Source organism: Ligilactobacillus sp. ESL1201, from assembly GCF_058503265.1.
Genome location: NZ_CP196362.1, coordinates 794,991 through 818,415, shown reverse-complemented (window position 1 = coordinate 818,415; position 23,425 = coordinate 794,991). Strand labels below are relative to the sequence as shown.

General features: G+C 45.2%; 22 protein-coding genes, 1 tRNA gene and 1 other annotated feature. Of the genes, 5 read left to right on the top strand and 18 right to left on the bottom strand.

What is annotated here, in order from left to right:
- Positions 1–14: 14 nt before the first annotated feature.
- The 4 genes from ACSYSK_RS04205 to ACSYSK_RS04190 all read right to left on the bottom strand — a co-directional run bounded on the left by ACSYSK_RS04205 (position 15) and on the right by ACSYSK_RS04190 (position 7,122).
- Positions 15–2,675 (bottom strand): valine--tRNA ligase, encoded by a 2,661-nt coding sequence (locus tag ACSYSK_RS04205; RefSeq protein ID WP_491715655.1) that lies wholly within the window; start codon positions 2,673–2,675, stop codon positions 15–17.
- A 58-nt stretch (positions 2,676–2,733) separates the two neighbouring features.
- Positions 2,734–2,931, bottom strand: a binding site (T-box leader).
- A gap of 39 nt (positions 2,932–2,970) precedes the next feature.
- Complete coding sequence (gene thiI / locus ACSYSK_RS04200; protein ID WP_491715654.1) at positions 2,971–4,188, bottom strand: tRNA uracil 4-sulfurtransferase ThiI; 1,218 nt, start codon at positions 4,186–4,188, stop codon at positions 2,971–2,973.
- A 9-nt stretch (positions 4,189–4,197) separates the two neighbouring features.
- Positions 4,198–5,355 carry a cysteine desulfurase family protein gene (locus ACSYSK_RS04195; RefSeq protein ID WP_491715653.1) on the bottom strand — a complete coding sequence of 386 codons (1,158 nt, stop codon included), beginning with the start codon at positions 5,353–5,355 and terminating at the stop codon, positions 4,198–4,200.
- Positions 5,356–5,433: 78 nt separating this feature from the next.
- Positions 5,434–7,122: a septation ring formation regulator EzrA gene (locus tag ACSYSK_RS04190; RefSeq protein WP_491715652.1), complete on the bottom strand. Its 1,689-nt coding sequence runs from the start codon at positions 7,120–7,122 to the stop codon at positions 5,434–5,436.
- A 144-nt stretch (positions 7,123–7,266) separates the two neighbouring features.
- Between ACSYSK_RS04190 and ACSYSK_RS04185 the strand changes: the two genes are divergently transcribed.
- The 4 genes from ACSYSK_RS04185 (at position 7,267) to ACSYSK_RS04170 (ending at position 10,245) form a co-directional block, all read left to right on the top strand.
- Positions 7,267–7,716 (top strand): GAF domain-containing protein, encoded by a 450-nt coding sequence (locus tag ACSYSK_RS04185; RefSeq protein WP_491715651.1) that lies wholly within the window; start codon positions 7,267–7,269, stop codon positions 7,714–7,716.
- A 24-nt stretch (positions 7,717–7,740) separates the two neighbouring features.
- Positions 7,741–8,376: a uracil-DNA glycosylase gene (locus ACSYSK_RS04180; protein ID WP_491715650.1), complete on the top strand. Its 636-nt coding sequence runs from the start codon at positions 7,741–7,743 to the stop codon at positions 8,374–8,376.
- 263 nt (positions 8,377–8,639) lie between these two features.
- Positions 8,640–9,251, top strand: a complete 612-nt coding sequence (gene rpsD / locus ACSYSK_RS04175) for a 30S ribosomal protein S4 (protein ID WP_491715857.1) — start codon at positions 8,640–8,642, stop codon at positions 9,249–9,251.
- Positions 9,252–9,399: 148 nt separating this feature from the next.
- A complete protein-coding gene (locus ACSYSK_RS04170) occupies positions 9,400–10,245 on the top strand; it encodes a phosphotransferase (protein ID WP_491715649.1) in 846 nt (281 codons plus the stop codon).
- A 351-nt stretch (positions 10,246–10,596) separates the two neighbouring features.
- Here ACSYSK_RS04170 and ACSYSK_RS04165 read toward each other — a convergent pair.
- Positions 10,597–10,684 (bottom strand) — tRNA-Ser (locus tag ACSYSK_RS04165).
- Between the two features lie 193 nt (positions 10,685–10,877).
- Between ACSYSK_RS04165 and ACSYSK_RS04160 the strand changes: the two genes are divergently transcribed.
- Positions 10,878–12,251, top strand: coding sequence for an ISNCY family transposase (locus ACSYSK_RS04160; protein ID WP_491715856.1), 1,374 nt, complete (start codon positions 10,878–10,880; stop codon positions 12,249–12,251).
- A gap of 290 nt (positions 12,252–12,541) precedes the next feature.
- Here the strand turns inward: ACSYSK_RS04160 and ACSYSK_RS04155 are convergent, their stop codons facing one another.
- From ACSYSK_RS04155 to ACSYSK_RS04095, 13 genes are all read right to left on the bottom strand, one after another.
- Positions 12,542–13,171: an SAP domain-containing protein gene (locus ACSYSK_RS04155; RefSeq protein ID WP_491715648.1), complete on the bottom strand. Its 630-nt coding sequence runs from the start codon at positions 13,169–13,171 to the stop codon at positions 12,542–12,544.
- A 2-nt stretch (positions 13,172–13,173) separates the two neighbouring features.
- Positions 13,174–14,574 (bottom strand): Fe-S cluster assembly protein SufB, encoded by a 1,401-nt coding sequence (sufB, locus tag ACSYSK_RS04150; RefSeq protein ID WP_491715647.1) that lies wholly within the window; start codon positions 14,572–14,574, stop codon positions 13,174–13,176.
- Positions 14,571–15,008: a Fe-S cluster assembly sulfur transfer protein SufU gene (sufU, locus tag ACSYSK_RS04145; protein WP_491715646.1), complete on the bottom strand. Its 438-nt coding sequence runs from the start codon at positions 15,006–15,008 to the stop codon at positions 14,571–14,573. Before sufU ends, sufB begins: the two co-directional genes overlap by 4 nt.
- On the bottom strand, positions 14,995–16,221 hold the full coding sequence (locus tag ACSYSK_RS04140) for a cysteine desulfurase (RefSeq protein ID WP_491715645.1): 1,227 nt from the start codon (positions 16,219–16,221) through the stop codon (positions 14,995–14,997). Before ACSYSK_RS04140 ends, sufU begins: the two co-directional genes overlap by 14 nt.
- Positions 16,214–17,485 (bottom strand): Fe-S cluster assembly protein SufD, encoded by a 1,272-nt coding sequence (gene sufD, locus ACSYSK_RS04135; protein ID WP_491715644.1) that lies wholly within the window; start codon positions 17,483–17,485, stop codon positions 16,214–16,216. Before sufD ends, ACSYSK_RS04140 begins: the two co-directional genes overlap by 8 nt.
- 11 nt (positions 17,486–17,496) lie before the next feature.
- Entirely contained in the window at positions 17,497–18,282 is a 786-nt protein-coding gene (gene sufC, locus ACSYSK_RS04130; RefSeq protein WP_491715643.1) for a Fe-S cluster assembly ATPase SufC, read from the bottom strand.
- 68 nt (positions 18,283–18,350) lie between these two features.
- Positions 18,351–18,710 (bottom strand): arsenate reductase family protein, encoded by a 360-nt coding sequence (locus ACSYSK_RS04125; protein ID WP_491715642.1) that lies wholly within the window; start codon positions 18,708–18,710, stop codon positions 18,351–18,353.
- Between the two features lie 141 nt (positions 18,711–18,851).
- The gene (locus ACSYSK_RS04120; protein ID WP_491715641.1) at positions 18,852–20,045 is read right to left on the bottom strand and encodes an FtsW/RodA/SpoVE family cell cycle protein; all 1,194 of its coding nucleotides are present in this window, start codon (positions 20,043–20,045) and stop codon (positions 18,852–18,854) included.
- 20 nt (positions 20,046–20,065) lie between these two features.
- Positions 20,066–20,284: a DUF2969 family protein gene (locus tag ACSYSK_RS04115; RefSeq protein WP_491715640.1), complete on the bottom strand. Its 219-nt coding sequence runs from the start codon at positions 20,282–20,284 to the stop codon at positions 20,066–20,068.
- Positions 20,247–20,573, bottom strand: a complete 327-nt coding sequence (gene yidD / locus ACSYSK_RS04110) for a membrane protein insertion efficiency factor YidD (RefSeq protein WP_491715639.1) — start codon at positions 20,571–20,573, stop codon at positions 20,247–20,249. Before yidD ends, ACSYSK_RS04115 begins: the two co-directional genes overlap by 38 nt.
- Positions 20,573–21,565: a rod shape-determining protein gene (locus ACSYSK_RS04105; RefSeq protein ID WP_491715638.1), complete on the bottom strand. Its 993-nt coding sequence runs from the start codon at positions 21,563–21,565 to the stop codon at positions 20,573–20,575. Before ACSYSK_RS04105 ends, yidD begins: the two co-directional genes overlap by 1 nt.
- Positions 21,566–21,598: 33 nt before the next feature.
- Positions 21,599–22,894, bottom strand: a complete 1,296-nt coding sequence (gene murA / locus ACSYSK_RS04100) for a UDP-N-acetylglucosamine 1-carboxyvinyltransferase (RefSeq protein ID WP_491715637.1) — start codon at positions 22,892–22,894, stop codon at positions 21,599–21,601.
- A gap of 30 nt (positions 22,895–22,924) precedes the next feature.
- On the bottom strand, positions 22,925–23,167 hold the full coding sequence (locus tag ACSYSK_RS04095; RefSeq protein WP_491715636.1) for a DUF1146 family protein: 243 nt from the start codon (positions 23,165–23,167) through the stop codon (positions 22,925–22,927).
- Between the last annotated feature and the right edge of the window lie 258 nt (positions 23,168–23,425).

Below are 23,425 nucleotides of genomic sequence, written 5' to 3'. Positions count from 1 at the left end.
CGCCTACATTTAAATTACAATTCTGCTTTAACATCAGCCAATCGTTGGGTTACCGCCGTCAGTTTAGCTTGATAATCCGCCAATTTTTCCTTTTCTTTTGCCACTACTGCTTCCGGAGCATGAGCAACAAAACCTTGATTAGCTAATTTCTTTTGCCCCCGCGCCACTTCAGCCTCTAACTTAGCAGCTTCTTTTTCTAGCCGACCTTTTTCTTGCGTTAAATCGACCAATTCAGCCAGTGGTAAAAAGATTTCGGCCCCACTGATCACCGCCGTCAGCGCCAATTTAGGTGCCGTCACGTCCGTTGCGATCACCAACTTCTTCGGGTGACAGAAGCGTTCAACGTAATCCTGGTTAGTTGCCAAAATTTGCTTAAACTGGTCGTCTTTAGGCTTGATCATGATATCAACCGGCAAGGACAGCGGTGCGTGTGCCTGTGCCCGGACGTTACGAACAGCTTTGATCAGTTCGATCACGCTTTCCATTTCACGTTCAGCCTGAGCGTCAGCCAACTGCTCGCTTGCTTGCGGGTAACTAGCCGTCACCAGCGAAGCACCTGTGTGGGGCATCGTTAACCAAATTTTTTCGGTTACAAACGGCATGATCGGGTGCAACAAGCGTAGCGTCTGGTCTAAGACGTAACATAAAATATTTTGCGTGTTGTGTTTTAGTGATTGGTCCGTGCCATAGAAGTCTTCCTTAGCAATTTCGATATACCAATCGCACAAATCGTTCCAAATAAAGTTATACAAACTACGTCCGGCTTCACCAAACTCAAATTTTTCAAACAAGTCAGTGACTTGTTTGACCGTCGTATTCAAACGACTTAAAATCCAGCGATCAGCCAACTGCCACTGTTCTTTAGGCGGTAATTGCGCTTTAGTAGTATCATCAAAGTTCATGATAGCAAACCGACTAGCGTTCCAAATCTTATTGATGAAATTCCACGCCGCATCCATTTTAGTGTACGAGAAACGAATGTCTTGTCCCGGCGTAGAACCCGTCGTCAAGAACCAGCGTAAAGCATCGGCACCGTATTTTTCGATGACCTCCATCGGGTCGATTCCGTTACCTAAAGACTTGCTCATCTTGCGTCCCTGTTCGTCTCTGATCAATCCGTGGATCAAGACGTGTTCAAATGGCCGCTGATCGGTAAATTCCAATCCCTGGAAAATCATCCGCGATACCCAAAAGAAAATGATGTCATAACCAGTAACTAACGTGTTGGTCGGATAATAGCGTTTAAAATCAGGCGCGTCTGTGTCCGGCCAGCCCATCGTTGAAAACGGCCATAAAGCACTAGAAAACCACGTATCCAAGACATCGGGATCTTGCTGCCAATTTTCACTATCGGCTGGCGCAGTTTCGCCAACATAAATCTCACCCGTTTGCTTGTGATACCAAGCGGGGATCTGATGGCCCCACCATAACTGGCGAGAAATCACCCAGTCATGGACGTTTTCCATCCACTGGGAGAAGATTTTTTCAAAACGCGGTGGCACGAAATCGACCTTGCCGTCTGTCTGCTGATTTTTCAGTGCAGCCTGAGCTAGGGGTTTCATTTTAACAAACCATTGGGTCGATAAACGAGCCTCCACCTGAACGCCCGTTCGTTCAGAATGTCCCACACTATGCACAAGCGGATCGGCTGAAATCAAGTAGCCTTGCTCTTTTAAGTCGGCTACGATCGCCTTGCGCGCTACAAAGCGGTCCATTCCCTCATACTTGCCGGCGTTTTCGTTTAACGAAGCATCTTCGTTCATCGTATTGATCCGTTCTAAGTTGTGCCGATTGCCGATCGCAAAGTCGTTAGGGTCGTGTGCCGGCGTGATTTTAACCATCCCGGTCCCAAATTCAGGATCAACGTAATCGTCCGTAATGATCTCCAGTTCTCGTCCCTGCAACGGTAAAATTACCTTTTTGCCAACAATCTGGCGGTAACGGTCATCGTTCGGGTTAACGGCCACGGCCACGTCACCCATCATCGTTTCCGGCCGGGTCGTCGCGATCTCAATGTAATTTTTACCGTTAAAGACCGTGTCGTCGGCAAAGAAATACTTAACGTGGTAAAAAGCACCTTCATCGTCTTGGTGAATGACTTCGATATCCGATAACGCAGTTTTAGCCTGCGGGTCCCAGTTAATAATGTATTCACCCCGGTAAATCAATCCCTTTTTGTACAAGGAAACAAAGACCTTGCGCACGGCCCGCGACAAGCCTTCGTCCAAGGTAAAACGTTCACGGTCGTAATCAAGCGATAATCCTAATTTAGCCCACTGTTGATGGATAATATTGGCATACTCATCTTTCCATTCCCACACCTTGGCTATAAACTTATCGCGTCCCATGTCGTAACGCGAGATCCCGTCTTCAGCTAAACGTGCCTCAACTTTAGCCTGAGTAGCGATCCCGGCGTGGTCCATTCCTGGTAACCATAACGTATCGTAGCCCTGCATCCTTTTTTGCCGCACGATCATGTCTTGTAAAGTAGTATCCCAAGCATGTCCTAGGTGTAACTTGCCCGTGACATTTGGCGGTGGGATCACGACCGAATATGGTTTAGCGGTAGTATCGCCACTAGGTTTAAAAACTCCAGCGTCTAGCCATTGCTGATAGCGACCGGCTTCAACGGCAGTCGGATCGTATTTACTGGGCATTTCATTTTTACTTTCCATTTTCATCCTTCTTTCCTTTAACCACAGGTCAAGTTAACAAAAAAAGCACCGCCATCCTGTATAGGACGACAGTGCCGTGGTACCACCTAAATTGGGCTTTTAACCCCACTTAATTGCTAACGGATCACTCCGGTTATCTTTACTAAATTCAAGTTAACAGCTCCCAAGCTACCCGCAACTGGCACTTTGAAACGTCACACCCACCCGTTTCTCTCTGCAAAAGCCTCCAATTACTCCTCTTGTTCACAGCTTATTAAATATATCTTAGCCGCCAATAGCGTCGCCGTCAAGCCTTTTATAGTAATTGTGCAAATGATTCTTCTTGGGCGTTTAAAAAGTGATCGTTACTGTGGATCTCCGTAATTTCGATCTTATCTAAGGCACGTTGCATCAGCCCGGCAACATCTAATTTATCCTCAAATTCCCGGGCCCGGTCGATCCGCGGTTTAGTCTTAGGTGCCGTCGGGGCAAAGATCGTACAACAATCCTCGTACGGTTTGATCGACAACTCAAAAGTATCGATCTGCTCGGCAATTTTGATGATCTCATTTTTATCCAGTGAAACCACCGGCCGCAAAACTGGCATGGTAGTTACGTCGTTGATCGCCGCCATGCTTTCCATCGTTTGGGACGCTACTTGGCCCAACGACTCGCCGTTAAAAATAGCTAGCCCGTGTCTTTTATGTGCCACTGCCACGGCTAAACGTAACATCAACCGACGTTGCACAGTCATTAAATAACTAGCTGGCACTTCTTTTTTGATCGTTTCTTGGATCTCAGCAAACGGAACCGCGATAAATCTGATCCTGCCGCTATAGCTCGCTAACTTAGCGGTCAGTTCCTTCGCTTTATTTAAGGCTTGCTCGCTGGTATAAGGAGGACTAAAGAAATGCACCATTTCTAAGTCTACCCCCCGTTTCAGTGCCAAATAACCCGCCACCGGCGAATCGATGCCACCCGACAACATCAGCATGCCTTTTCCGGCAGTGCCGACCGGCAAACCGCCAGCACCCAAAATTTGTTCGTGGGAAAGATAAATCCCGTCCGCGCGAACTTCAACTCGGATCGTTAAGTCCGGAGCTTTCATTTTGACGCTGATCTGGTCAAAATTCTCCAAGACACAACCGCCTAAAACGTCGTTTAACTGGTTAGTGTCCAGTTCAAAATGGTGGTCCGATCTTCTGGTGTTGATTTTAAAAGTCATTTGGGGGTGGTAAACTTGGGCGACCATCGCGATCACCGCTTCTTTGACCTGAGCAACGTCGCGTTCGACCCGCACGCTGGGCGCAAAACTTTGAATGCCAAAGATTTTTTTCAGCCGGTCCATGACCTCGTTATAATCGGTACCGTTGAGTTTAATGTGCATCCTGTCGCGGTGCGACGTGATCTCCAGTTCGCTGTACGGCTTTAATGCTTGACGCACGTTAGTCGCTAAACGGTCGACGAAGCTGCGCCGATTCTTCCCTTTCGTCGACAATTCGCCGTAGCGTACCATAATTTCTGTATAATCCATTTTCTTAACTTAATCCTTCCCCGTAAAAATTGTGGCAAAACGCCGGTAGATCTGGTCAAAAGCCGTAATAAACTGGTTGGCTTGTTCCAAGGTATTACTTTCATCCAAACTAATGCGCACCGCAGACGTAGCAATCTCTGGTGCGATCTTCATCGCCTGTAACGTCCCAGAGATCACTCCTTTTTTAGACGAGCACGCACTCGTAGTCGACAGGTAGATCCCGTGTTCTTCAAAGGCATGAACTACCGTTTCTCCGCGGACCCCAGCAATTGCAAAACATAAAATATGTGCCGCAAAATCAGCCGTTGGTTGCGAGAAAATAGTTACGTGTGGCAATCCCTTTAAATGATTGTAAATTTTTTGCTTAATCTGGCGCTGACGAGCTACTTTTTGTTGTTCGTCGGTCAGCGTTAGCCGTAAAGCTTTAGCCATTCCCGCGATTGCCGGCAGGTTTTCCGTTCCGCTGCGCTGATTTTTCTCCTGACCACCACCGGTCATCAGCGGCGCTATCATCCGTCCTTGTTTTTGATAAACGAAGCCGATGCCCCGCGGAGCATGAAATTTGTGGCCCGAAAAGGTCAAAAAATCGATCCGCTTATTAGTCAAAAGTTCGCTTAAACCCTTGCCTACCGCCTGAACGGCATCGACATGAAAGTGGATCCGCGGATGTGCTTGTAATACCGTAGCCAGTTGGTTCAGCGGTTGGATCGCCCCAATCTCATTATTGACCGCCATGATCGAAACTAAAATCGTGTCCGGACGCAGTGCCGCTTGTAAATCGGCCGCACTGACCTGACCGTTTTGATCTACCGGCAAATAGGTAACCTCAAAACCCAGCTGTTCTAACTGTGCCATTGTGTTCAATACCGCCGGATGCTCGACCGAACTAGTGATGAGGTGCTTACCAAACTGTCTTTTTTGTAACGCGGTACCCTTGATGATCCAATTATCTCCTTCAGTACCACCGCTGGTAAAGAAGATTTCGTTTGGCTGACAGCCGATCAGCTTAGCGATCTGCGCCCGCGACTGTTCCAATAAATTAGTTGCCGTTTCCCCTAAACCGTGCAAAGAAGAAGGATTGCCCCAGATCTGTTGGCTGACCTGTACGTAGGTATCCAACACGGCTGGCGCAACCTTGGTCGTCGCACTATTATCAAAATAAATCATAATATCCCTCTTATTGAATTTTGCCGACTATTAAAAATCACAGCAAAATAAATTTTACACCTAAATAATGGTCGAGCGCTATCTTTGCGCCTGCCGGTCCTGTTGCAGTTGTGTAGCGATCCGTTGCGGTGCTCCCGGTTCCACGGCATCTAAGGCCTCAGAGATCGTGTCGACCGCGCCTAAATAGTCGTATTTCTCACTAAATTGCTGGTAGGCATACTGGTAGGCTTGCTGGATCTCCGGGTAATCATTGCGGTAACGATTGGAATACTGCAAGAGTTGTTCGGCTAAAGAAACGTACTCTTTAATTTCATCTGCTTTCTGGGTTAAAAGTTCCATGTCATTTTTAGTACCCTTCATCTCAGCAGTAATAGTTTGCATGTCGATCTTTTTTTGGTTAAGGTCTTGGTCTAACCGTTTGATATCATCGCTGACCTGATAGAAAAAATCGGTATAATCAGCAGCCAACCCCGGCAGGTTTAATTTTTCCAACTCACGTTTGATCAGGTGGATCTGCCGGTCAAATTTGACCACCGCTTGCTGGGCCTCACTTTCTTCTTGCCATAAGCCCGCAACGCTTTCACTAAGTTCTTTTTGCTTTTTTTCGATCTGCAATAACTGCGTGTCGTTTTGCCGTAATTGCTGCAAGGTAGCTGAATACAGCAAATGATCTTTACTAGCAGCAATTTCCGTGTAAGACTGGTCGATTTTAGCCAGCTGCTGATCCAAAACGACAGCTTGTCCTTGTTCATCGTGGTTTAACGTGTAGTTTTGCGCCAACCGCGTCAGTTCTTGCGTCAAATTGAGTTGGTGTTGTTGCGCGTGTGCCAAAAACTTGCCGATTCGACGGTACCACGGCTTGATTTTTTGTCTAGCGGTATACTCCACTTCAAGCTGTTCGTAAACCTGATCGATCTGTGCGGCCAGCTGTTCGTTAGTCGTGATCACCGGTGTAATTTTTAACTCCTGTAAGTCAGCTTGTGCTTGGTCGCGCTGATTTTTTAGTTCCTGTAATTTCGCCGTTAGATCCGTCGCAAACGCGTAGCCCGTGGCCGTCATTTGCTCCACAGCAGCAGTTAACTCCTTCAACTGGGGAGGGAAAACGGCAGTCAGTTGGTTAAATAGTGGTGGGATCTGAGTCGTCAAATTTTCCAACCGTTGCGTGTTGGTATTTAATTTAACTAACAACGCATCGGCACTGGCAAAATCGCCGGCAGTCGCAAAATCTTGGTACGCCTTAATATCATCTTCAACTTGAGCCGCGGACGTTTCTAACTGGTCCAAACTGGTGCCAAACGCCTCGTGTTTTGCTAACAACACTTTACGTAAAGCCTGGTATCTTTTCGTAATATCTTGCAGGGAACTCGTATATTTTTCCGTAGCTTGCTGTAACTTGGTCAAACCCGCACTCGCCAGCTCGTAGCGAGAAGTAGCCGCCTCTAATCTCATCTCGATCAGCTGCAGCCGTTGTGCTACGCCCCAGACCCGATTGTGCTCTAATTCGACGGCCACGGAGTTCAATTCTTCCGTCAGTGCGGGTAATTGGTGGTTATTTAAATAAACGTATTCCTGTTTTAACGCCTTAAATTCCCTTAGACTTTTTCCCGAAAGCTGTGGGAGCTCATTAAATTCTAAGGAACTTTGAACAATACTTTGGACGCTATCTTGCTGGTGTAATAGTAAAGTATGGTAACGTTGCTTAGTACTCAACAACCCACCACAGACCACTACTGCAATGATAACAACTGCACCTAAAAAAAATATCATCCAATCCCCTCTTCAGTCCTTAACTTGCAAATTAGCAACCTACAAGTTAAGCTTTTAACTAGTATTCAAAATTAAATTATTACAATCTTTATCATTATAACATATCAATTCTCTATTACGATACCGCTAAGAAAGGAATTTTCAATGCCTAAATATTTACTTGCACAACAACTAGACGCACTATTAACTGCAGAACACGAGCGGATCGCTAATTTAGCCAACGCCTGTGCCCTCCTTTTCACGAACGTTCCCGCATTAAACTGGGCCGGTTTTTACCTATTTAATGAAAATACCCGCCAACTTGACCTCGGACCCTTTCAAGGGCAAGTCGCTTGTATGCACATCAAACTCGGACAAGGCGTGTGCGGCACCGCATTTGTTACCCAGGAAATTCAGCGAGTAGCAGACGTCCACCAGTTTAGCGGTCACATCGCTTGCGACAGTCACAGTAACTCAGAACTCGTCATCCCGCTGACTAAAACACACCACCGCCTCGGTGTGTTAGACCTTGATTCTCCGCGACTCAACCGTTTTAGCGCCGCAGACCAACAAGAACTTAGCGAATTTTGTGCCGTATTGCTCCAACACCTTTAATTTATCCAGAAAGCCCGTGTCATCATGAAGTATCCCCAAGAATTGATTACAGCCGTCGCCAAAAGAAGCGCCGGGTTCCGCCTTGAAGGACTAAATGCCGGTGCCGGTCCCAAACACCCCGCTTTAATGCTCGTCGGTGAAGCGCCCGGTCGTGACGAAATCGAAACTCACATTCCCTTCCACGGTCGTTCGGGACAAGAGTTGATGAAATCGCTAGCGTTGATTGGCCTGACGCGCACGGACGTTTACATCACCAGTGTCGTCCGCAGTCGGCCGTATGGGATCAAAAAAACACTTAACCCCAAAACTGGCGTTACCGAAGTCAAATACCCTAACCGTAAACCGACGCAAAAAGAAATTTTGGCCCAGGCACCGTTTTTCGATTACGAGGTCAGTTGGGCGCAGCCCCAAACGATCGTGGCTTTAGGCGACACGGCCATGAGACGCTTGTTGGGTAGCGGCCATAGTATCAGCCAGGAACACGGACGAATTTTAACCTCCCAACCGATTTTACAACTCAACGAAAAACAAGACGGCTACGTGTGGTCGCGTCCAAAATATCGGGTGTTTTTGACCTACCACCCCGCTGCGATTTTTTATAACCGTAAATTAGCTCCGGTGATTGCTCAAGACTGGCAGTCACTCAAGAATTATTTGTAATATTTTATCGTGTGATTACTTAAGACATTATCAGATGTGAATGACATTATCTGTCGTAAAACTTGACTTAACACTTACAAACTGTTAAGTTTAGCAGTGTGTAAAATAATGCAGCAACAAGCGGTAAGCACGTCAACAGTTGGTTGCCCATCTGGTTAAGTTAGTAACTTTTCGGCTGCAAAAGCGAACGCCCCAAAAGCAACTGCACGAATACTAAGCTTGTAACGGATTATTTTACTCCAAAAAAATATTGGAGGAATTTTATTATGCGTTATACAGGTCCATCATGGAAAATTTCCCGTCGTTTAGGCGTTTCACTTTCGGGTACAGGTAAAGAATTAGCTCGTCGTCCTTACGCCCCGGGTCAACACGGTCAAAACAACCGCCGGAAACTTTCCGAATACGGTTTACAGCTGCAAGAAAAACAAAAGTTAAGAATGACATACGGTTTATCCGAACGCCAATTTGCTAACTTATTCGTTAAGGCCAGCAAAATTCGCGAAGGTAAACACGGTGACAACTTTATGATCTTGCTCGAACGTCGTTTAGACAACATCGTTTACCGTTTAGGTTTAGCTACTACCAGACGTCAAGCTCGTCAGTTAGTTAACCACGGTCACATCAAGGTTGATGGCAAACGAGTTGACATTCCTTCTTACGAAGTAACTCCAGGCCAAGTGATCTCTTTGCGTGAACGTTCCAAGAACTTGCAAATCATTAAAGACGCTTTGGAAGCCGTTGTCGGTCGTGCACCATTTGTTTCTTTCGATGATAACAAAATGGAAGGCACGTTGGTTCGGTTACCTGAACGTGAAGAACTAGATGCTAATATTGACGAAGCTCTAATCGTTGAATACTACAACCAATTAGGCTAAGCCAATTAATGCTACTAAAAGACTTGAAACTTACCGGTTTCAAGTCTTTTTTGCTGGACTAATAGTTAATCAAGCACCCGCTCTTTTCTTGCGTGTCACTTAATTTTAACGTACTATTAAAGTAGTTAATTGGATTTGAGGTGAAAGAGTGAAGGAACTAATCGCATTTTTAAATGATTATTATCAAGCGGACCTCCAGCAAACTCATACCGGTGCGGGGAACCTCCATTTGACCGGTTACAGTCAGTTTTACCAGACAAATTTATTCATCAAGGTTTTTAATAACCGTGACATGTTTTATGCAGAACAGCACGTCAATCAAGTTTATTATCCCGATATTTTGCTGAGCACGGTGATTTTAGGCGACCATTACGTCGTCGTCTTACGTGACCGTGAAATGGAAGACATTGACGAACATCATTTTACGGCGGAACAAGTTTACTTATTCGGGCGCTTGTTAGCGGAATTTCACCAAAAGCTAACTAATCAAGTTGCGGTCCCTAACGACGAGTCTCTTTTGTCTCAACGGATTGAACATAGGCTGGCAGGATTCAAAAGCCCACAGCACTCACAGGCAGCACGGGCGGTGCTCCCCGCCATTCAACCACGGCTAGAAAGTGCACAAATGGAATATGATCAGTTAAAAAAAGTAGTATTACACGGTGATTTTAGTGCCCACAACATTATGTATTATCAGGAAAATTACCTACTGATCGATTTTGAATGGGCTCATTTAGGGTGTCAGTACGAAGATTTCATCAAGTTCTTTTTCAATGAAGTCAAAGACAAAACGCTGCGCAAAAGCTTTTTAGCGGGTTACGAATCGTTAGTCGCTTTTGAAATCCCGCAAATCAATCTGCAGCAAGTCCTACTTTTCTTATGCGCCTTAGACATTATGAACTACAATGAAACTCATAGTACCCACAAATACGGGACGATGGCAGAAGAAATGTTGGCGCTAGTCAAAGATGGCAAGGCCGTTTTAGAAATCTAAGTTGCTATTCAAGGTGGCCAAAACCACCGGCCAAGAATTCCTAGCGTACCTGTTGCTCGTAAGTGGCGTGTTCGTTTTAGCAAGTGGAATTTACTTAAAACTTTAATCCGGTAAATAAGAAATAAACTCTTGAACGCTTGTGGTTCTTGAGTTTTTTATTTTAGTGCACAGGTCAACTTAATTTTAACTAATTACTATATTGAAAAACAAGCGTTGATTTTTTGTTCACCACTCTCTAGTATAGGATCATATTTGTGCACACGGCCTTTATTTTTTGCCTTTAATCAAAAATAAAAAGCCTGTAATATCAGCAATTACAGGCTTTTAGCATTTATTTAAAACCATTAAATAAGGAGAGTACAGGATTTGAACCTGCGCGCCGGTATTAGCCGGTTCGCCGGATTTCGAGTCCGGTGCATTACCACTCTGCCAACTCTCCAAGACAAAAAATATTATACCAAAAATAGCTCTTCTTAGCAAATTTTTTATCTTCAAGTGTCATTCACATCTGATAATGTCTTAAGTAATCACACGAGAAAATGTCTCAAATAACTAGAAAAATTCCTCCGCTTCTGCCAAAATATTAGGCAAATTATACAGCGGAGGATCTTATGAGAAAGGTTTACTTAACGATGAAAGAAGCACACAAATATCGAATTATCAAAAACGTAGCTGAAGGTAAAATGCCTAAAACTAGAGCTGAGGTTCAACTAGGGGTAACCAGACGTCAGATCGATCGGTTACTTGTCCGTTACAGAACAATTGGTAAATCAGCTTTTATTCACCAAAATCGTTTGAAAAAGCCCAAGCACGCACTTTCCCAAACAACATGTTCAACTATCGTTGAACTGTATCAAACAAAATACGTCGGCGCTAATTTCACTCATTTTACGGAATTATTAGCCGAACATGAAGACCTTAAATTCAGTCGGTCAACAATCGCTAATATCTTAAAACAAGCGAATATTTTATCGCCTAAGGCTCATCGGCGAACCAAACGACTGCACCGAGAAAAGCTCCGAAAACAAGCTATGAAAACTAAAACAGTCGCTAAATCAGATAAAATTTTAATTCCAGGAGAAACTCACCCTAGTCGCCCACGTAAAAAATATTTTGGTGAATTAATCCAAATTGACGCTAGTGACCACTTATGGTTTGGCAAGCAAAAAAGTCATTTACACGTGGCAATTGATGACGCAACTGGAACTATCGTTGGTGCTTACTTCGATCATCAAGAAACCCTCAAGGGTTACTACCACGTTTACCATCAGATCCTAACCAATTATGGCATTCCATATGAATTTTTCAGTGATCGGCGAACGGTATTTGAATATCAACGCAAACACCAAAAACAGGTTGAAAATGATACTTTTACGCAATTTGGTTATGCTTGTCAACAACTTGGAACTAAGATTTCGACCAGTTCTATTCCACAAGCAAAAGGGCGAGTTGAGCGTCTCTTTGAAACGCTACAATCTCGCCTAATCACTGAATTACGTATTCATCAAGTAGCTACGCTAGCTGCGGCCAATGTATTCCTAGATTCCTACATCGAAAGATACAATGCGCAGTTTGCCCTACCGATAAATGATACCACATCAGTGATGGAAAAAGCACCCGTAACGACTAAATTAAATCTAATTTTGGGCACTTTAACTACTCGTAAGATCAATACAGGTAATCACTTTTCATTCCATAAACAGGCTTATTTACCGGTCACATCGACTGGAAAAGGAGTTTATTTTCAACGTGGGACAGAGGTGTTGGTTATCAAAGCCTTTGACGGTGAATTGTACGCTTCGATCGCTGAAGGTTTATATCGTGTGCGTCGCTTAGCGGCACATGAGTTACGATCCCAGGAATTCGACGCCGTACCTCAAAAACAAAAAGCGAAAAGAAATTACATTCCACCGCTCTCGCATCCCTGGAAAGCAGCCAGTTTTAACCGCTATTTAGCTAAACGCGGGATCACACAAGCAGAATTTGAACAGGAGCGCTACGCTTAGCACAGCTTTTTTCGTCGGTCGACTCAGATTAAAGCAACACATCGCCTTACAGAGGTCAAGGGCGGCGTAGCCGTTTATTTTACCCTTGACCTTCTGTGAGGCGGTGTGTTAGGCAACCATTTCGACTGACAAAAAAGCTGAGCATCCCCTTTTTTCAGAGGGAGATAGCCCAGCGGCTTGAGCGCTAATTACTCGCTAATGTTTATATTTTTTTGAGACATTTTCAAAAACGATTGACAATTTTTTATCTTCAAGTCTTTCCACCAACGTGCTTTTACCAAAATATTTACCTACTTCAGGTAATCCGTTAGTTCCACCGCATGGTCTTTTAGTAACTTGCTACTGTATTCTTTGACCAAATTCGAGTCCCGTACCTTCTGCCACAAAATACTAGCGACCTTTAAGCGCTCTTGGTACTTTTTAGTTGTTTCATCGGCAAAAAATGCCCGCACAAAATTATTCCACTGATAAGTTTGCTCCTCAGCCATTTCAGTCAGATTTTGCGCTTTTAGTAAATCAGCCCGTTCGAGCAATGCGCCAACCGTTAGTTCAGTATCATTAACTTGTTCGGCTTGCCGTTTAACAATTGCCATCTCCTTGTTAAAGGAGAACTTAGTAACACCAAAATACTGTGCCAAAAATTGGCGGGCTTCATCATTAAAAGAAAAACCTGAATCTACCACTTTAGTTTCCAAGGTGATGTCCGCCGCACGTAATGTTGCATTTGCATGCTTTAAAGAAGAACGTGCTGGGTTGATTTGAGCAGCGGGCACACCTGATAAAAACTGAATTAGATACGAATTAAGCTCGGCTTTGGTTCCTCTTGTGGGTAAATGTAACTTCCGACACATTTTAATTAAATCAGTTTTATAATAGTAAGTTTGCTTGAATTCTGCCACAGTTTCAGGAACTTTTGCCATTGCTATCCGACCGAGCCTTCCATTTGGAAATTGATCAGTCGGTTTAATTCCACCGCATATTCCATCGGTAATTCCTTAGTAAACGGCTCGACAAAACCCATGACGATCATCTCAGTTGCCTTTTCCTCCGAAATTCCCCGACTCATCAAGTAATACAGCTGCTCTTCTGAAATCTTAGAAACCTTGGCTTCGTGTTCCATCGAAACGTTGCCGTTTAAAATCTCGTTCATCGGAATCGTATCGCTGGTGGATTTTTCGTCCATGATGATCGTGTCACACTCCACGTGTGCTAGTGAACCATCACTTTCCCTACCAAAACGCACCTGCCCGCGATAATCAACGCTACCGCCATCCTTACACAACGACTTAGAAACGATCGAAGACGAGGTGTTTTTCGCGTTATGCAGCATCCGGGCACCGGTATCGGAACGAATATCCTTGCCCGCAAAAGCGATCGACAGCATCGTTCCCCGTGCCCCCTGCCCGTTTAAATAAACGCTCGGGTATTTCATTGTGACTTTAGAGCCTAAATTACCATCGACCCATTCCATCGTCGCGTTTTCCAGTGCTTGGGCGCGTTTTGTTTCCAAACTGTAGACATTATCGGACCAATTTTGGATCGTCGTATAACGGCAGTAAGCGTTAGGCAATACGTTGACCTCAACGACCGCAGCGTGCAAACTATCCTGTGAATAATTGGGCGCCGTACAACCCTCGACGTAATTGACGCTCGCACCTTCGTCGACGATGATCAGCGTTCGTTCAAATTGCCCCGAATTTCCCGCGTTGATCCGAAAATAACTCTGAATCGGCGTCGTTACTTTGACACCCTTAGGTACGTAAATGAAAGTGCCCCCCGACCAGACGGCGGAATTGAGTGCCGCCATTTTGTTGTCGGTCGGTGCTACTAATTTACCAAAATACTGACGCACTAACTCCGGATATTCCTGCACCGCCGAATCGGTATCCATAAAAACGATCCCCGTTTGCGCAAATTGTTGGCGCATATTATGATAAACTACCTCGGATTCATATTGTGCCGAAGAACCAGCTAGATACTTACGTTCCGCTTGTGGCACCCCTAACCGGTCGAAAGTTTTTTTGATTTTTTCCGGAACATCTGACCAATCGCGGGCCACCTTAGCGGCATCCCGCCGGAAATAGTTGATCTTATCAAAATTGAGTGCAGACAGGTCCGGGCCAAACTTAGGCATTGGTAATTTCTGGTAGATCTGATAAGCCTGTAAGCGAAAATCAAGCATCCATTGTGGTTCGTTTTTAGCCGCCGAAATTTGGCGCACGATCTCTTCTGTCAGCCCTTCGCCGGTCGTCAACAGTGGCTTGATCTGGTCTTTAAACCCATATTTATACTCGGAATCAGGGATTGGACTTGCGTTACTCATTTTTCATCCTCCTCAAGTGCTTGGTAAACTGCTTTCCACGCTAACGTTGCACATTTGATCCGGGCCGGAAACTGGGAAACTCCCGCAAAAACTGCGGCCTCACCTAAATCTTTAGTCGCAGTTTCCTTACCCATCACCAAATCGGAAAAAGCTAAAACTAAGCTTTCGATCTGCGCAGGGGTCTTGCCTTTGATCTGATCGGTCATGATCGAAGCGGAAGCCTGTGAGATCGTACAACCTTCCCCAAAATAACCAACTTGAGCGACGCGACCAGTGGAATCTAAACTCAGTTGGACGGTCAACACGTCACCACAGGTCGGATTTTTGAGCTCTAATTGTTTTTGCGCGTCTTTTAAAGCCCCGTAATTATGGGGATTTTGGGCGTGTTCTAAGATTACTTGTCGGTATAAATTATTTAGCTTACTCAACGCCATTAGCGAAAAACTCCTTTGCCTCCTGAATACCACTTAACAGCCGGTCTGCGTCTTCTAGTGAATTGTATAAATAAAAACTAGCCCGTGCCGTCGCGGAGATACCCAAATACCGCATCAGCGGCTGGGCACAGTGGTGACCCGCGCGAATCGCGATCCCCTCCATGTCAAGGGCAGTCGCCAAGTCATGGGGATGAATACCAGCAATGTTAAACGAAATAATTCCCGTACGCTGTTTTGGAACTAATGGCCCGTAAATTTCGAGTCCCTCAATCTTTTGCATTCGTGGCAGTAAGTACTCGACGAGCTGTTCTTCTTGTGCGGCGATATTAGCTAAGCCGATTTGGTTTAAGTAGTCGAGTGCGGCTCCTAAACCGACCACCCCCGCAATGTTTTGGGTCCCTCCCTCAAATTTATAAGGAACGGGTTTAAAATCGGTCTGCGTCAAACCCACGGTCGAGATCATCTCGCCGCCAAATTCTAGGGGCTCCATTTGCTGCAACAGCTCCTTTTTGCCCCATAAAACGCCGATCCCCGTTGGGCCTAACATTTTATGTCCGGAAAAAGTATAAAAATCTGCACCCAGTTCCAAGACATTCACCGGAAAATGGGGAACTGCTTGGGTCCCATCAACTACCATGGTAGCACCGTTTTGGTGGGCTAATTCTGTGATCTGGGCGATCGGATTTACCACCCCTAAAACGTTTGAAGCATGACACAACGACACGATCTTAGTTTCAGGAGTGATCATTTTACGGGCACTAGCCAAATCCAGGCGACCATCTGGCAGTAGATCAATGTATTTTAACTGCGCCCCAGTCTGGGTGGCAATCTGTTGCCACGGTACGATATTACTGTGATGCTCCATGTATGAAAGTACGATCGTGTCTCCCGGTTGCAACACTGCTTTACCGTAACTATGTGCGATCCAGTTTAACGCTTCCGTCGTCCCTTTGGTATAGACGATCTCACTAGGATCCTGGTTACCGATAAAATCAGCTACTTTTTGGCGCACAGCTTCGTACTGCGCGGTCGCTCTTTGGGCTAAGGTATGAACACCGCGATAAACATTAGCGTTGTCGTGACGATAATAATGCTCAAGCGCGTTTAAAACGGCCAGTGGCTTTTGGGTAGTCGCCGCATTATCTAGGTATACTAATGGTTCATCGTTGATTTTTTCTTGTAAAATTGGAAAATCTGCTTTGATCTCATTCATCTTTTTGCCCCTTGACTAATTTAGCAGCAATCGTTTTTAATAACAGCTGGCGGACCTCTTTAGCCGGGACTTCTGCTAAAACGGGTCCCAAAAAGCCGCGGATCACCAAACGCTCGGCTAACTTCCGGGACAACCCCCGACTCATCAAGTAATACAACTGTTCCTGGTCAACACGCCCGACACTAGCGGCGTGACCAGCAACTACGTCGTTATCGTCGATCAGTAAAATGGGGTTGGCGTCCCCGCGCGCCTCAGTCGAAAGCATCAATACGCGGTTTTCCTGCTGCGCGTTGGCTCCCTTAGCCCCGTGTATAATATGACCGATCCCGTTAAAAATCAGACTAGAACGAGACAAGATCACCCCGTGTTGTAAAATATCACCGCTAGAATGTTGCCCGTAATTGACAACTTTAGTATTGATCCCTTGCACCTGCTCGCCGGTCGCTAGTGCGATCACTTTAACATTGGCGTGCGAATCCTCACCCTTCAGTTCGGAATTAAAGTCCGCTAACACATGCCCGTCATTTAACATGCCAAACGACCAGTTAATGTGTGCGTGGTCGGCTAGGTACCCTTGCCTACTCAGATAAACGGTCGTATTTTGCCCTAAATGATCCGCACTCGCAAATTTTACACGGCTGTTTTCACCGGCAATCACTTCTACGCTAATATTTGCAGTACTCTGCATGTTTCCGAGCGTGCCCCGGTTTTCCAGGTAGGAAATCTCGCTGTTGGGCTCAGCTACTAACAATACGTGATGGACATAATCGGCGCTTTGGCGGGCATCTTGCCACAAATCGACCGTCAGTGGGTGTTTGAGCACCACGTTACGGGGAACGTAGATAAACAGCCCTCCCGTCAGGTACGCTACGTGTGCGGCGTTTAAGCGGTTAGCATTCGTTTGTTGTACCTGCATAAAATAACGCTGGACCAAATCAGCGTGTTCGGCTAGTGCTGTTTGCCAGTCACATACGATCACCCCTTGGTGGGTAAATTCGCTTAACTGTACCTGCTGGACGATCTTAGCACCCACCTGAACAACATCGGCTTGGCTAGGCAACTGCGGCTCTTGGACAGAACTCGAAGTTGCTAACGTGACGTCTAAGGGCCAGTCACGGTAATTGATCTTCGGAAATTTAGGTAATGCCAGTTTTTCACTTTGATCCAAGGCCGCCAAACGCATTTTGGTAAACCACGCGGGTTCGGCCGTTTGCTTAGCGTACGCGGAAATCAGAGCAGCTTGTTGTGCTAATTTTGCTTGCATCTCACCGCCCCCTACTTCTTTTCGTCGACTAATTCAACGTCTAGGCCTAACTCATCTCTTAACCCCACGTAGCCTTCTTCTTCCAAGCGCAAAGCCAAAGAAGCATCGCCGGATTTTACGACCCTGCCACCCATCATGACGTGTACCACATCCGGGTGAATGTAGTTTAACAGCCGCTGGTAATGAGTGATCATCAGCGCACTAAAATTAGCGCCCCGCATTTGGTTAACGCCACGGGAAACTACTTTTAACGCATCGATGTCCAAACCCGAATCGATCTCATCTAAAATCGCAAACTTAGGCGCGATCATCATCAGTTGTAAAATTTCATTCCGCTTTTTTTCGCCACCGGAAAAGCCTTCATTTAAATAACGTTCGGCCATTTCTTGGGTCATATCTAAAGTAGCCAGTGTTTGGTCTAACCGCTGTAAAAATTCCGGGATCGGTAACGGCTGGTCTTTAGGCCGACGGGCATTGATCGCCGTTCTAACAAACTCTTCGTTGGTGATCCCCGGAATTTCTGCGGGATATTGCATCGCCAAGAAAAGTCCGGCACGGGCACGCTCATCAACTTTCATCTTTAAAATACTATTGCCGTCGATCAAAATGTCCCCACTGATGACCTCGTAAGCCGGATTTCCCATAATAGTTTCTGACAGAGTTGATTTTCCCGTTCCGTTGGGCCCCATGATGGCATGGATCTCCCCGGTATTAATGGTTAAATTAACTCCCTTTAAAATTTCTTGGTCTACATCCTTAGCTTTGACGTGTAAATCTGTGATCGCTAAAGTTGACATTTTAGCCCTCCTCGAATCCTTAAATTAGTTTTATTCTAATCTAAATGAGAAGTGTTTTCAATTAAAATTTAATCCTGCGCCCAAGTTTGTTGATAAATGTCTTCTTTAAAACCACACGTTAATTTATCTCCTTGTACTAATAACGGGCGCTTGATCAACTTACCGTCGCTAGCGAGTAGCTGGGCGGCTTGCTTAGCGCTTAACTGCGGTAGCTTATCCTTCAGATTTTGTTGCCGGTAGTGCTGGCCGCTGGTATTAAAGAAATACTTCAGCGGCTTATCGCTTGTCGCAAACCACTGTTCAAACTGCTGTGCGCTAGGCGGTTGTTCCACCAAGTCTTGTTTTTCGTACTCAACATCGTGGGCATCCAGCCATTTTTGCGCTTTTTTACAGGTAGAACACTTAGAATAACAATAGAATTTTTTCATTTTATTCACTTCTCCTTTATTACTTACTAAATTATACCACCTACTAATAGTGCGATTCAGTTTTCAGTAACGAAGACGCCAAAAAAGCCGAGACAAAACGTCTCAGCTTCATTTGATAATCGTGCTTTAAAGAACAACTTCTTATTTAAATTCCTCATTGTTGCTGAACATATAGCTCTTGTAATGATAGCGCATCGACATGACCAAACCGATTCCGATCATATTACCGATCAAAGCCGAACCTCCTTGGCTCACAAAAGGCAACGGGATCCCCGTCAGTGGCAGTAATCCGATACTCATACCAATATTTTCAAACACGTGGAAAATGATCATCATGATCACACCGGTAGAAATGTAGGCATAAAACTCATTTTTAGTGTCAAAAGTGATCTGGATCATTTGAAAGATCAATAATAAATAGATAAAGATCAACACGCAAGCCCCAACGAAACCAAAATTCTCCCCGATCACGGAAAAAATCATGTCCGATTCACGGACCGGCACGTAAACCTTAGAAACGTTGAACCCTTTTCCTAACAGCTGCCCCGAACCGATCGCTTTCATGCTTTGCCACAACTGATAGGCACTCGACGAGGTATTAGCCGCGGGATTTAACCACGAATCTATCCGTTTGAACTGATAGTCCTGAAACCCTAGCGCTAGCAAAAAATTACGATCATAAACTACCAAAAAGATCAGTAGGGAACCCAATAAAGCCACACCAATAAAAGTTGGCAAGATGATCTTCCACGAAATCCCTGACAGTAAGATCACTCCGCCTAAGATGGCGATAAAAACTAACATCGTCCCAAAATCATTTTGTAATTCTAGTAAAACCGCAACCGGCAACGTCCAACCAAGCAACTTCCAGATCAAATGCCAGTCACTAGTCAGCGAATGATGGGGATTTTCACTGTTGTGTTGGGTAACGACCCTGCCCAGCATCAGAATATACGAAGGCTTCATCACTTCGGAAGGCTGGAAGGTCAGCGGTCCTAACGCAAACCAACTCTTAGCCCCCGTTAGCGCCGCGTAGGGACGACTGTATAAAAACAGCACCATTACCAGCAAAAAAATCCCCAGCCAGTAAGCAAGTGGAGCAATTTTCCACAGCTGTTCCGCGTCAAATTGCATCACAAAGACAACTAAAACGATCCCCAAAACATAAAACAACGCCTGAGTCACTAAAGCATGAGCGACACTAGTTGTGCTGGTATCATGACTAGCCGCCACAAAAATCGCGGTCATCCCAATCACCGCCAGCAATAACACGGACAAGATGATCCCCCAGTCGATTCTGGTTTCGTTATTGCTGCTTCTTAACTTTGTATTCATTCTGTAGTCTAAATACTCCTTTAATTATGGTGTAAGTGATATTCCCTGATCAAAGCATCAATTGCTGCAGTTTGGTTTTTAGTATGTAACTGCTCCCCGTTGGGAAAACTAACCAAATAATTGTGCTGTTGTGAACTCACAGTACCTAAACTAGCTTGTCCGATCGTTAATTCTACTACGCGTTGTCCTTGAATCACTTTTTCATTTTGCATGACTTGAACATTTTTTTGCTTTTTCATTTTCGCTCCTCCACTTTGCCACTATACTATTTTTTTCTGTTTGCAGCCACTCATTATTCTTGCGTACCGTAAAATGATCCGGGACCGGATCGTAGCCGCCACGGATCAACGGATTACAGCGCAAGATGCGAGCACTTGCCATTATTAGTCCTAAAAACGCCCCGTGCTTTTGCACCGCTTGAATAGCATAATTAGAACAAGTCGGATAATAGCGACAACTGGGCGGAAACAAGGGTGAGATCCATTTTTGGTAAAACGTAAAAAAACTCAGTAAAAGTTTTGCTATCATTATTTATAATCCGTAATTTTATCGGTGTTTTCTAACAAAAAGCTAGTTCCTTGGGCGACGTCTGTCAGTGCACTTTCAGAAACACTGACCGGCACGTTTAATCGTTCTGCAAATAGTTGGCCCATACCGTCAAGTAATGCTCCGCCACCGGTCAACATAATTCCCCGGTCGATCACGTCGGCAGCTAATTCCGGTGGAGTAACGCTCAATAAATCCTTAGCAGCAGTTACTACCGTTTCCATTGTCACATGAAGCGCCTCTTCTACCTGATTAGACGTCAACGTAATTTCTTTGGGTAAGCCCGTTACTACGTCGCGTCCCCGGACCCGCATTTCTTTTTGACGGTGATCTTTAACTACGGTCCCAATATCGATCTTCACTTTCTCGGCTGTATGTTCACCGACCAGTAAATTAAACTCTTGGCGCACGTAATTAACAATGTCTGCATTCAAGCGGTCGCCCGCAAAACGCAAGGACTTGCTATTAACGATATCGCCCAAAGAAAGGACCGCCAAATCGCTAGTTCCCCCACCAATATCAACTACCATATTACCAAGGGGTTTGAAGATATCTAAGCCGGCACCGATCGCCGCTACTTTCGGCTCGATTTCGACGTAGACCTGACCGTTCCCCGTCTTTTCAGCCACTTGGCGAATCGCTTTTCTTTCGATATCCGTAGTTCCCGTAGGACAACAGATCAAAATATTAGGCTTCGACATCAACCCCTTGACGTTTAGCTTTCTGATAAAATAAGACAGCATCTGTTCGGTCATATCAAAATCAGCAATAACACCGTCTTTTAACGGCCGTACAGCCTGAATGTTGCCCGGGGTGCGTCCCACCATTTTATATGCTTCGGAACCAACCGCTAATATCTTCCCGCTTTTCATGTCGACCGAGACCACCGAAGGCTCGTTTAAGACGATCCCTTTACCTTCAATATTGATCAAAACATTAGCCGTTCCCAAATCAATTCCGATATTTTTTCCCATCGTAATTCTCCTTTATTTTCCAACGTAATGACATTACAGTGGCTGCTTAGTAGTGGCGAATTGCTGGTCAATGTCATCAACTCGTTTAATTTCAGCCCCTAATGCAGCCAATTTTTCGTTAAAATGATAATAACCACGGTCAAGGTATTGTAAATTAGTGACCTGCGTAATATTTTCCGCCACCAACCCGGCTAAAATCAAGGCCGCAGCCGCACGCAAGTCACTCGCCGCTACCTGAGCTCCCTGCAGCTGACCGCCATACATGATCGCCGATTTGTCTTCGATCTTAAAATCAGCATTCATCCGGCGTAATTCTTCCAGGTGCATAAACCGGTTTTCAAAAACCGTTTCGGTCATCACACTCGTTCCGTTTGCTACCAGCTGTAAAATCGTCATTTGTGGCTGCATGTCAGTCGGAAAACCGGGGTAAGGCAGCGTTTTGACGGTCACCGGCCGCAGTTTTTGGGGACCTTGGACCCGAATGCCAGCTGGCTCTTCACTGATCAGGGCCCCCATTTCACCGAGCTTAGAAAGCAAGGGTTTGTTATGTTCGCTAAGAGCATCTTTGACTAAGACATTGCCCTGAGTTAATGCTGCGGCTACCATGAACGTTCCAGCCTCGATCCGGTCTTGAATGATGGCGTGCTGAGTGCCGTGTAACGCAGTCACGCCCGTGATCCTGATCGTTTCGGTCCCAGCACCCTTGATCTTAGCTCCCATTTTATTCAACACGTTAGCTAAATCTACGATCTCCGGTTCACGCGCCACGTTTTCCAGCACCGTGGTCCCCTTGGCTAAAGTAGCTGCCATCATAATATTTTGGGTAGCCCCCACGCTAGGAAAATCAAGGTAGATATTAGTTCCTACCAAACCGTCCGTCGTTGCTTCCAGGTAACCATCGTACTGTTCGATCTGCGCACCTAAAGCACGTAAGCCTTTTAAGTGCAAGTCAATTGGCCGGGTGCCGATCGCACAGCCTCCGGGCAAAGCTACTTTAGCATGTTTTAAGCGGGCTAACAACGGGCCCAAGACCACGATCGAGGCTCTCATTTTCGACACGTACTTAAACGGTGCTTCGTAAGAAAGCTGCCCGGTCGCATCCAATTCGATTGTTTTATGCTCTTCGTCCAAGCCAACTTTAACGTTTAAAAACCGGATCACGTTATTCATCGTATAAACATCCGATAAAATAGGTACATTGGTTAAAGTAGTCCGTCCACTGGTAGCTAAAATACTCGCCGCCAAGATGGGTAAGACCGCGTTTTTAGCGCCTTCGATCTCCACCGTTCCTTCAAGTCTATTACCACCACGAACAATTATCTTTTCCAACGTAATTCCTCCACTTTAACAACAATAATTTTAATGATCAGTAAGTAATAAATCGGAGAGGTTGCGGACATTGCCGACAAAACTGAGGAAAAAAGAACTGCATAAAAATCCGAGTGCGACTGACACTAAGACTAACAGTATCTTATATTTTCCTTGTTTGGCGGGTGCAATATACCGGTCTAACCGTAAAGACTGAATCACATTAAACGCAAGCGCGATAAAAATAAAATGACTTACTAACGTCAACACTGCAGTGATCCCAATCAATTTCATGAGTCTCCCCCAAATCTATATCTGTTGTAATAATATCATATCCTCCGGTAACAAGACAACACGTGCCCTCTTTTACGACACTGCTACCATCATATGATTAATTCGTGCAAATTTAAAGCACTAAAAAGTGAATAGTAACTTGTGGAGACCCAAAGAAGAAAGCTGTGGAAAAAAAACGGTTAAATCCATTACTTACGGAAACCAAAAAAGGGAGGACCGGGACAAAATGACTTTTGTCCCGGTCCCCTCCTCACATTT

What these genes read in the sequence shown, in the direction of transcription:
- ACSYSK_RS04105 (WP_491715638.1), bottom strand. Translation starts at nt 21,565, where the DNA reads ATGGGAAAAAATATCGGAATTGATTTGGGAACGGCTAATGTTTTGATC.
- ACSYSK_RS04115 (WP_491715640.1), bottom strand. Translation starts at nt 20,284, where the DNA reads ATGAAAAAGCAAAAAAATGTTCAAGTCATGCAAAATGAAAAAGTGATT.
- sufB (WP_491715647.1), bottom strand. Translation starts at nt 14,574, where the DNA reads ATGAGTAACGCAAGTCCAATCCCTGATTCCGAGTATAAATATGGGTTT.
- sufD (WP_491715644.1), bottom strand. Translation starts at nt 17,485, where the DNA reads ATGCAAGCAAAATTAGCACAACAAGCTGCTCTGATTTCCGCGTACGCT.
- yidD (WP_491715639.1), bottom strand. Translation starts at nt 20,573, where the DNA reads ATGATAGCAAAACTTTTACTGAGTTTTTTTACGTTTTACCAAAAATGG.
- ACSYSK_RS04160 (WP_491715856.1), top strand. Translation starts at nt 10,878, where the DNA reads ATGAAAGAAGCACACAAATATCGAATTATCAAAAACGTAGCTGAAGGT.
- ACSYSK_RS04205 (WP_491715655.1), bottom strand. Translation starts at nt 2,675, where the DNA reads ATGGAAAGTAAAAATGAAATGCCCAGTAAATACGATCCGACTGCCGTT.
- thiI (WP_491715654.1), bottom strand. Translation starts at nt 4,188, where the DNA reads ATGGATTATACAGAAATTATGGTACGCTACGGCGAATTGTCGACGAAA.
- sufU (WP_491715646.1), bottom strand. Translation starts at nt 15,008, where the DNA reads ATGGCGTTGAGTAAGCTAAATAATTTATACCGACAAGTAATCTTAGAA.
- ACSYSK_RS04190 (WP_491715652.1), bottom strand. Translation starts at nt 7,122, where the DNA reads ATGATATTTTTTTTAGGTGCAGTTGTTATCATTGCAGTAGTGGTCTGT.
- sufC (WP_491715643.1), bottom strand. Translation starts at nt 18,282, where the DNA reads ATGTCAACTTTAGCGATCACAGATTTACACGTCAAAGCTAAGGATGTA.
- ACSYSK_RS04120 (WP_491715641.1), bottom strand. Translation starts at nt 20,045, where the DNA reads ATGAATACAAAGTTAAGAAGCAGCAATAACGAAACCAGAATCGACTGG.
- ACSYSK_RS04095 (WP_491715636.1), bottom strand. Translation starts at nt 23,167, where the DNA reads ATGAAATTGATTGGGATCACTGCAGTGTTGACGTTAGTAAGTCATTTT.
- ACSYSK_RS04195 (WP_491715653.1), bottom strand. Translation starts at nt 5,355, where the DNA reads ATGATTTATTTTGATAATAGTGCGACGACCAAGGTTGCGCCAGCCGTG.
- ACSYSK_RS04140 (WP_491715645.1), bottom strand. Translation starts at nt 16,221, where the DNA reads ATGAATGAGATCAAAGCAGATTTTCCAATTTTACAAGAAAAAATCAAC.
- ACSYSK_RS04125 (WP_491715642.1), bottom strand. Translation starts at nt 18,710, where the DNA reads ATGAAAAAATTCTATTGTTATTCTAAGTGTTCTACCTGTAAAAAAGCG.
- ACSYSK_RS04155 (WP_491715648.1), bottom strand. Translation starts at nt 13,171, where the DNA reads ATGGCAAAAGTTCCTGAAACTGTGGCAGAATTCAAGCAAACTTACTAT.
- ACSYSK_RS04185 (WP_491715651.1), top strand. Translation starts at nt 7,267, where the DNA reads ATGCCTAAATATTTACTTGCACAACAACTAGACGCACTATTAACTGCA.
- ACSYSK_RS04180 (WP_491715650.1), top strand. Translation starts at nt 7,741, where the DNA reads ATGAAGTATCCCCAAGAATTGATTACAGCCGTCGCCAAAAGAAGCGCC.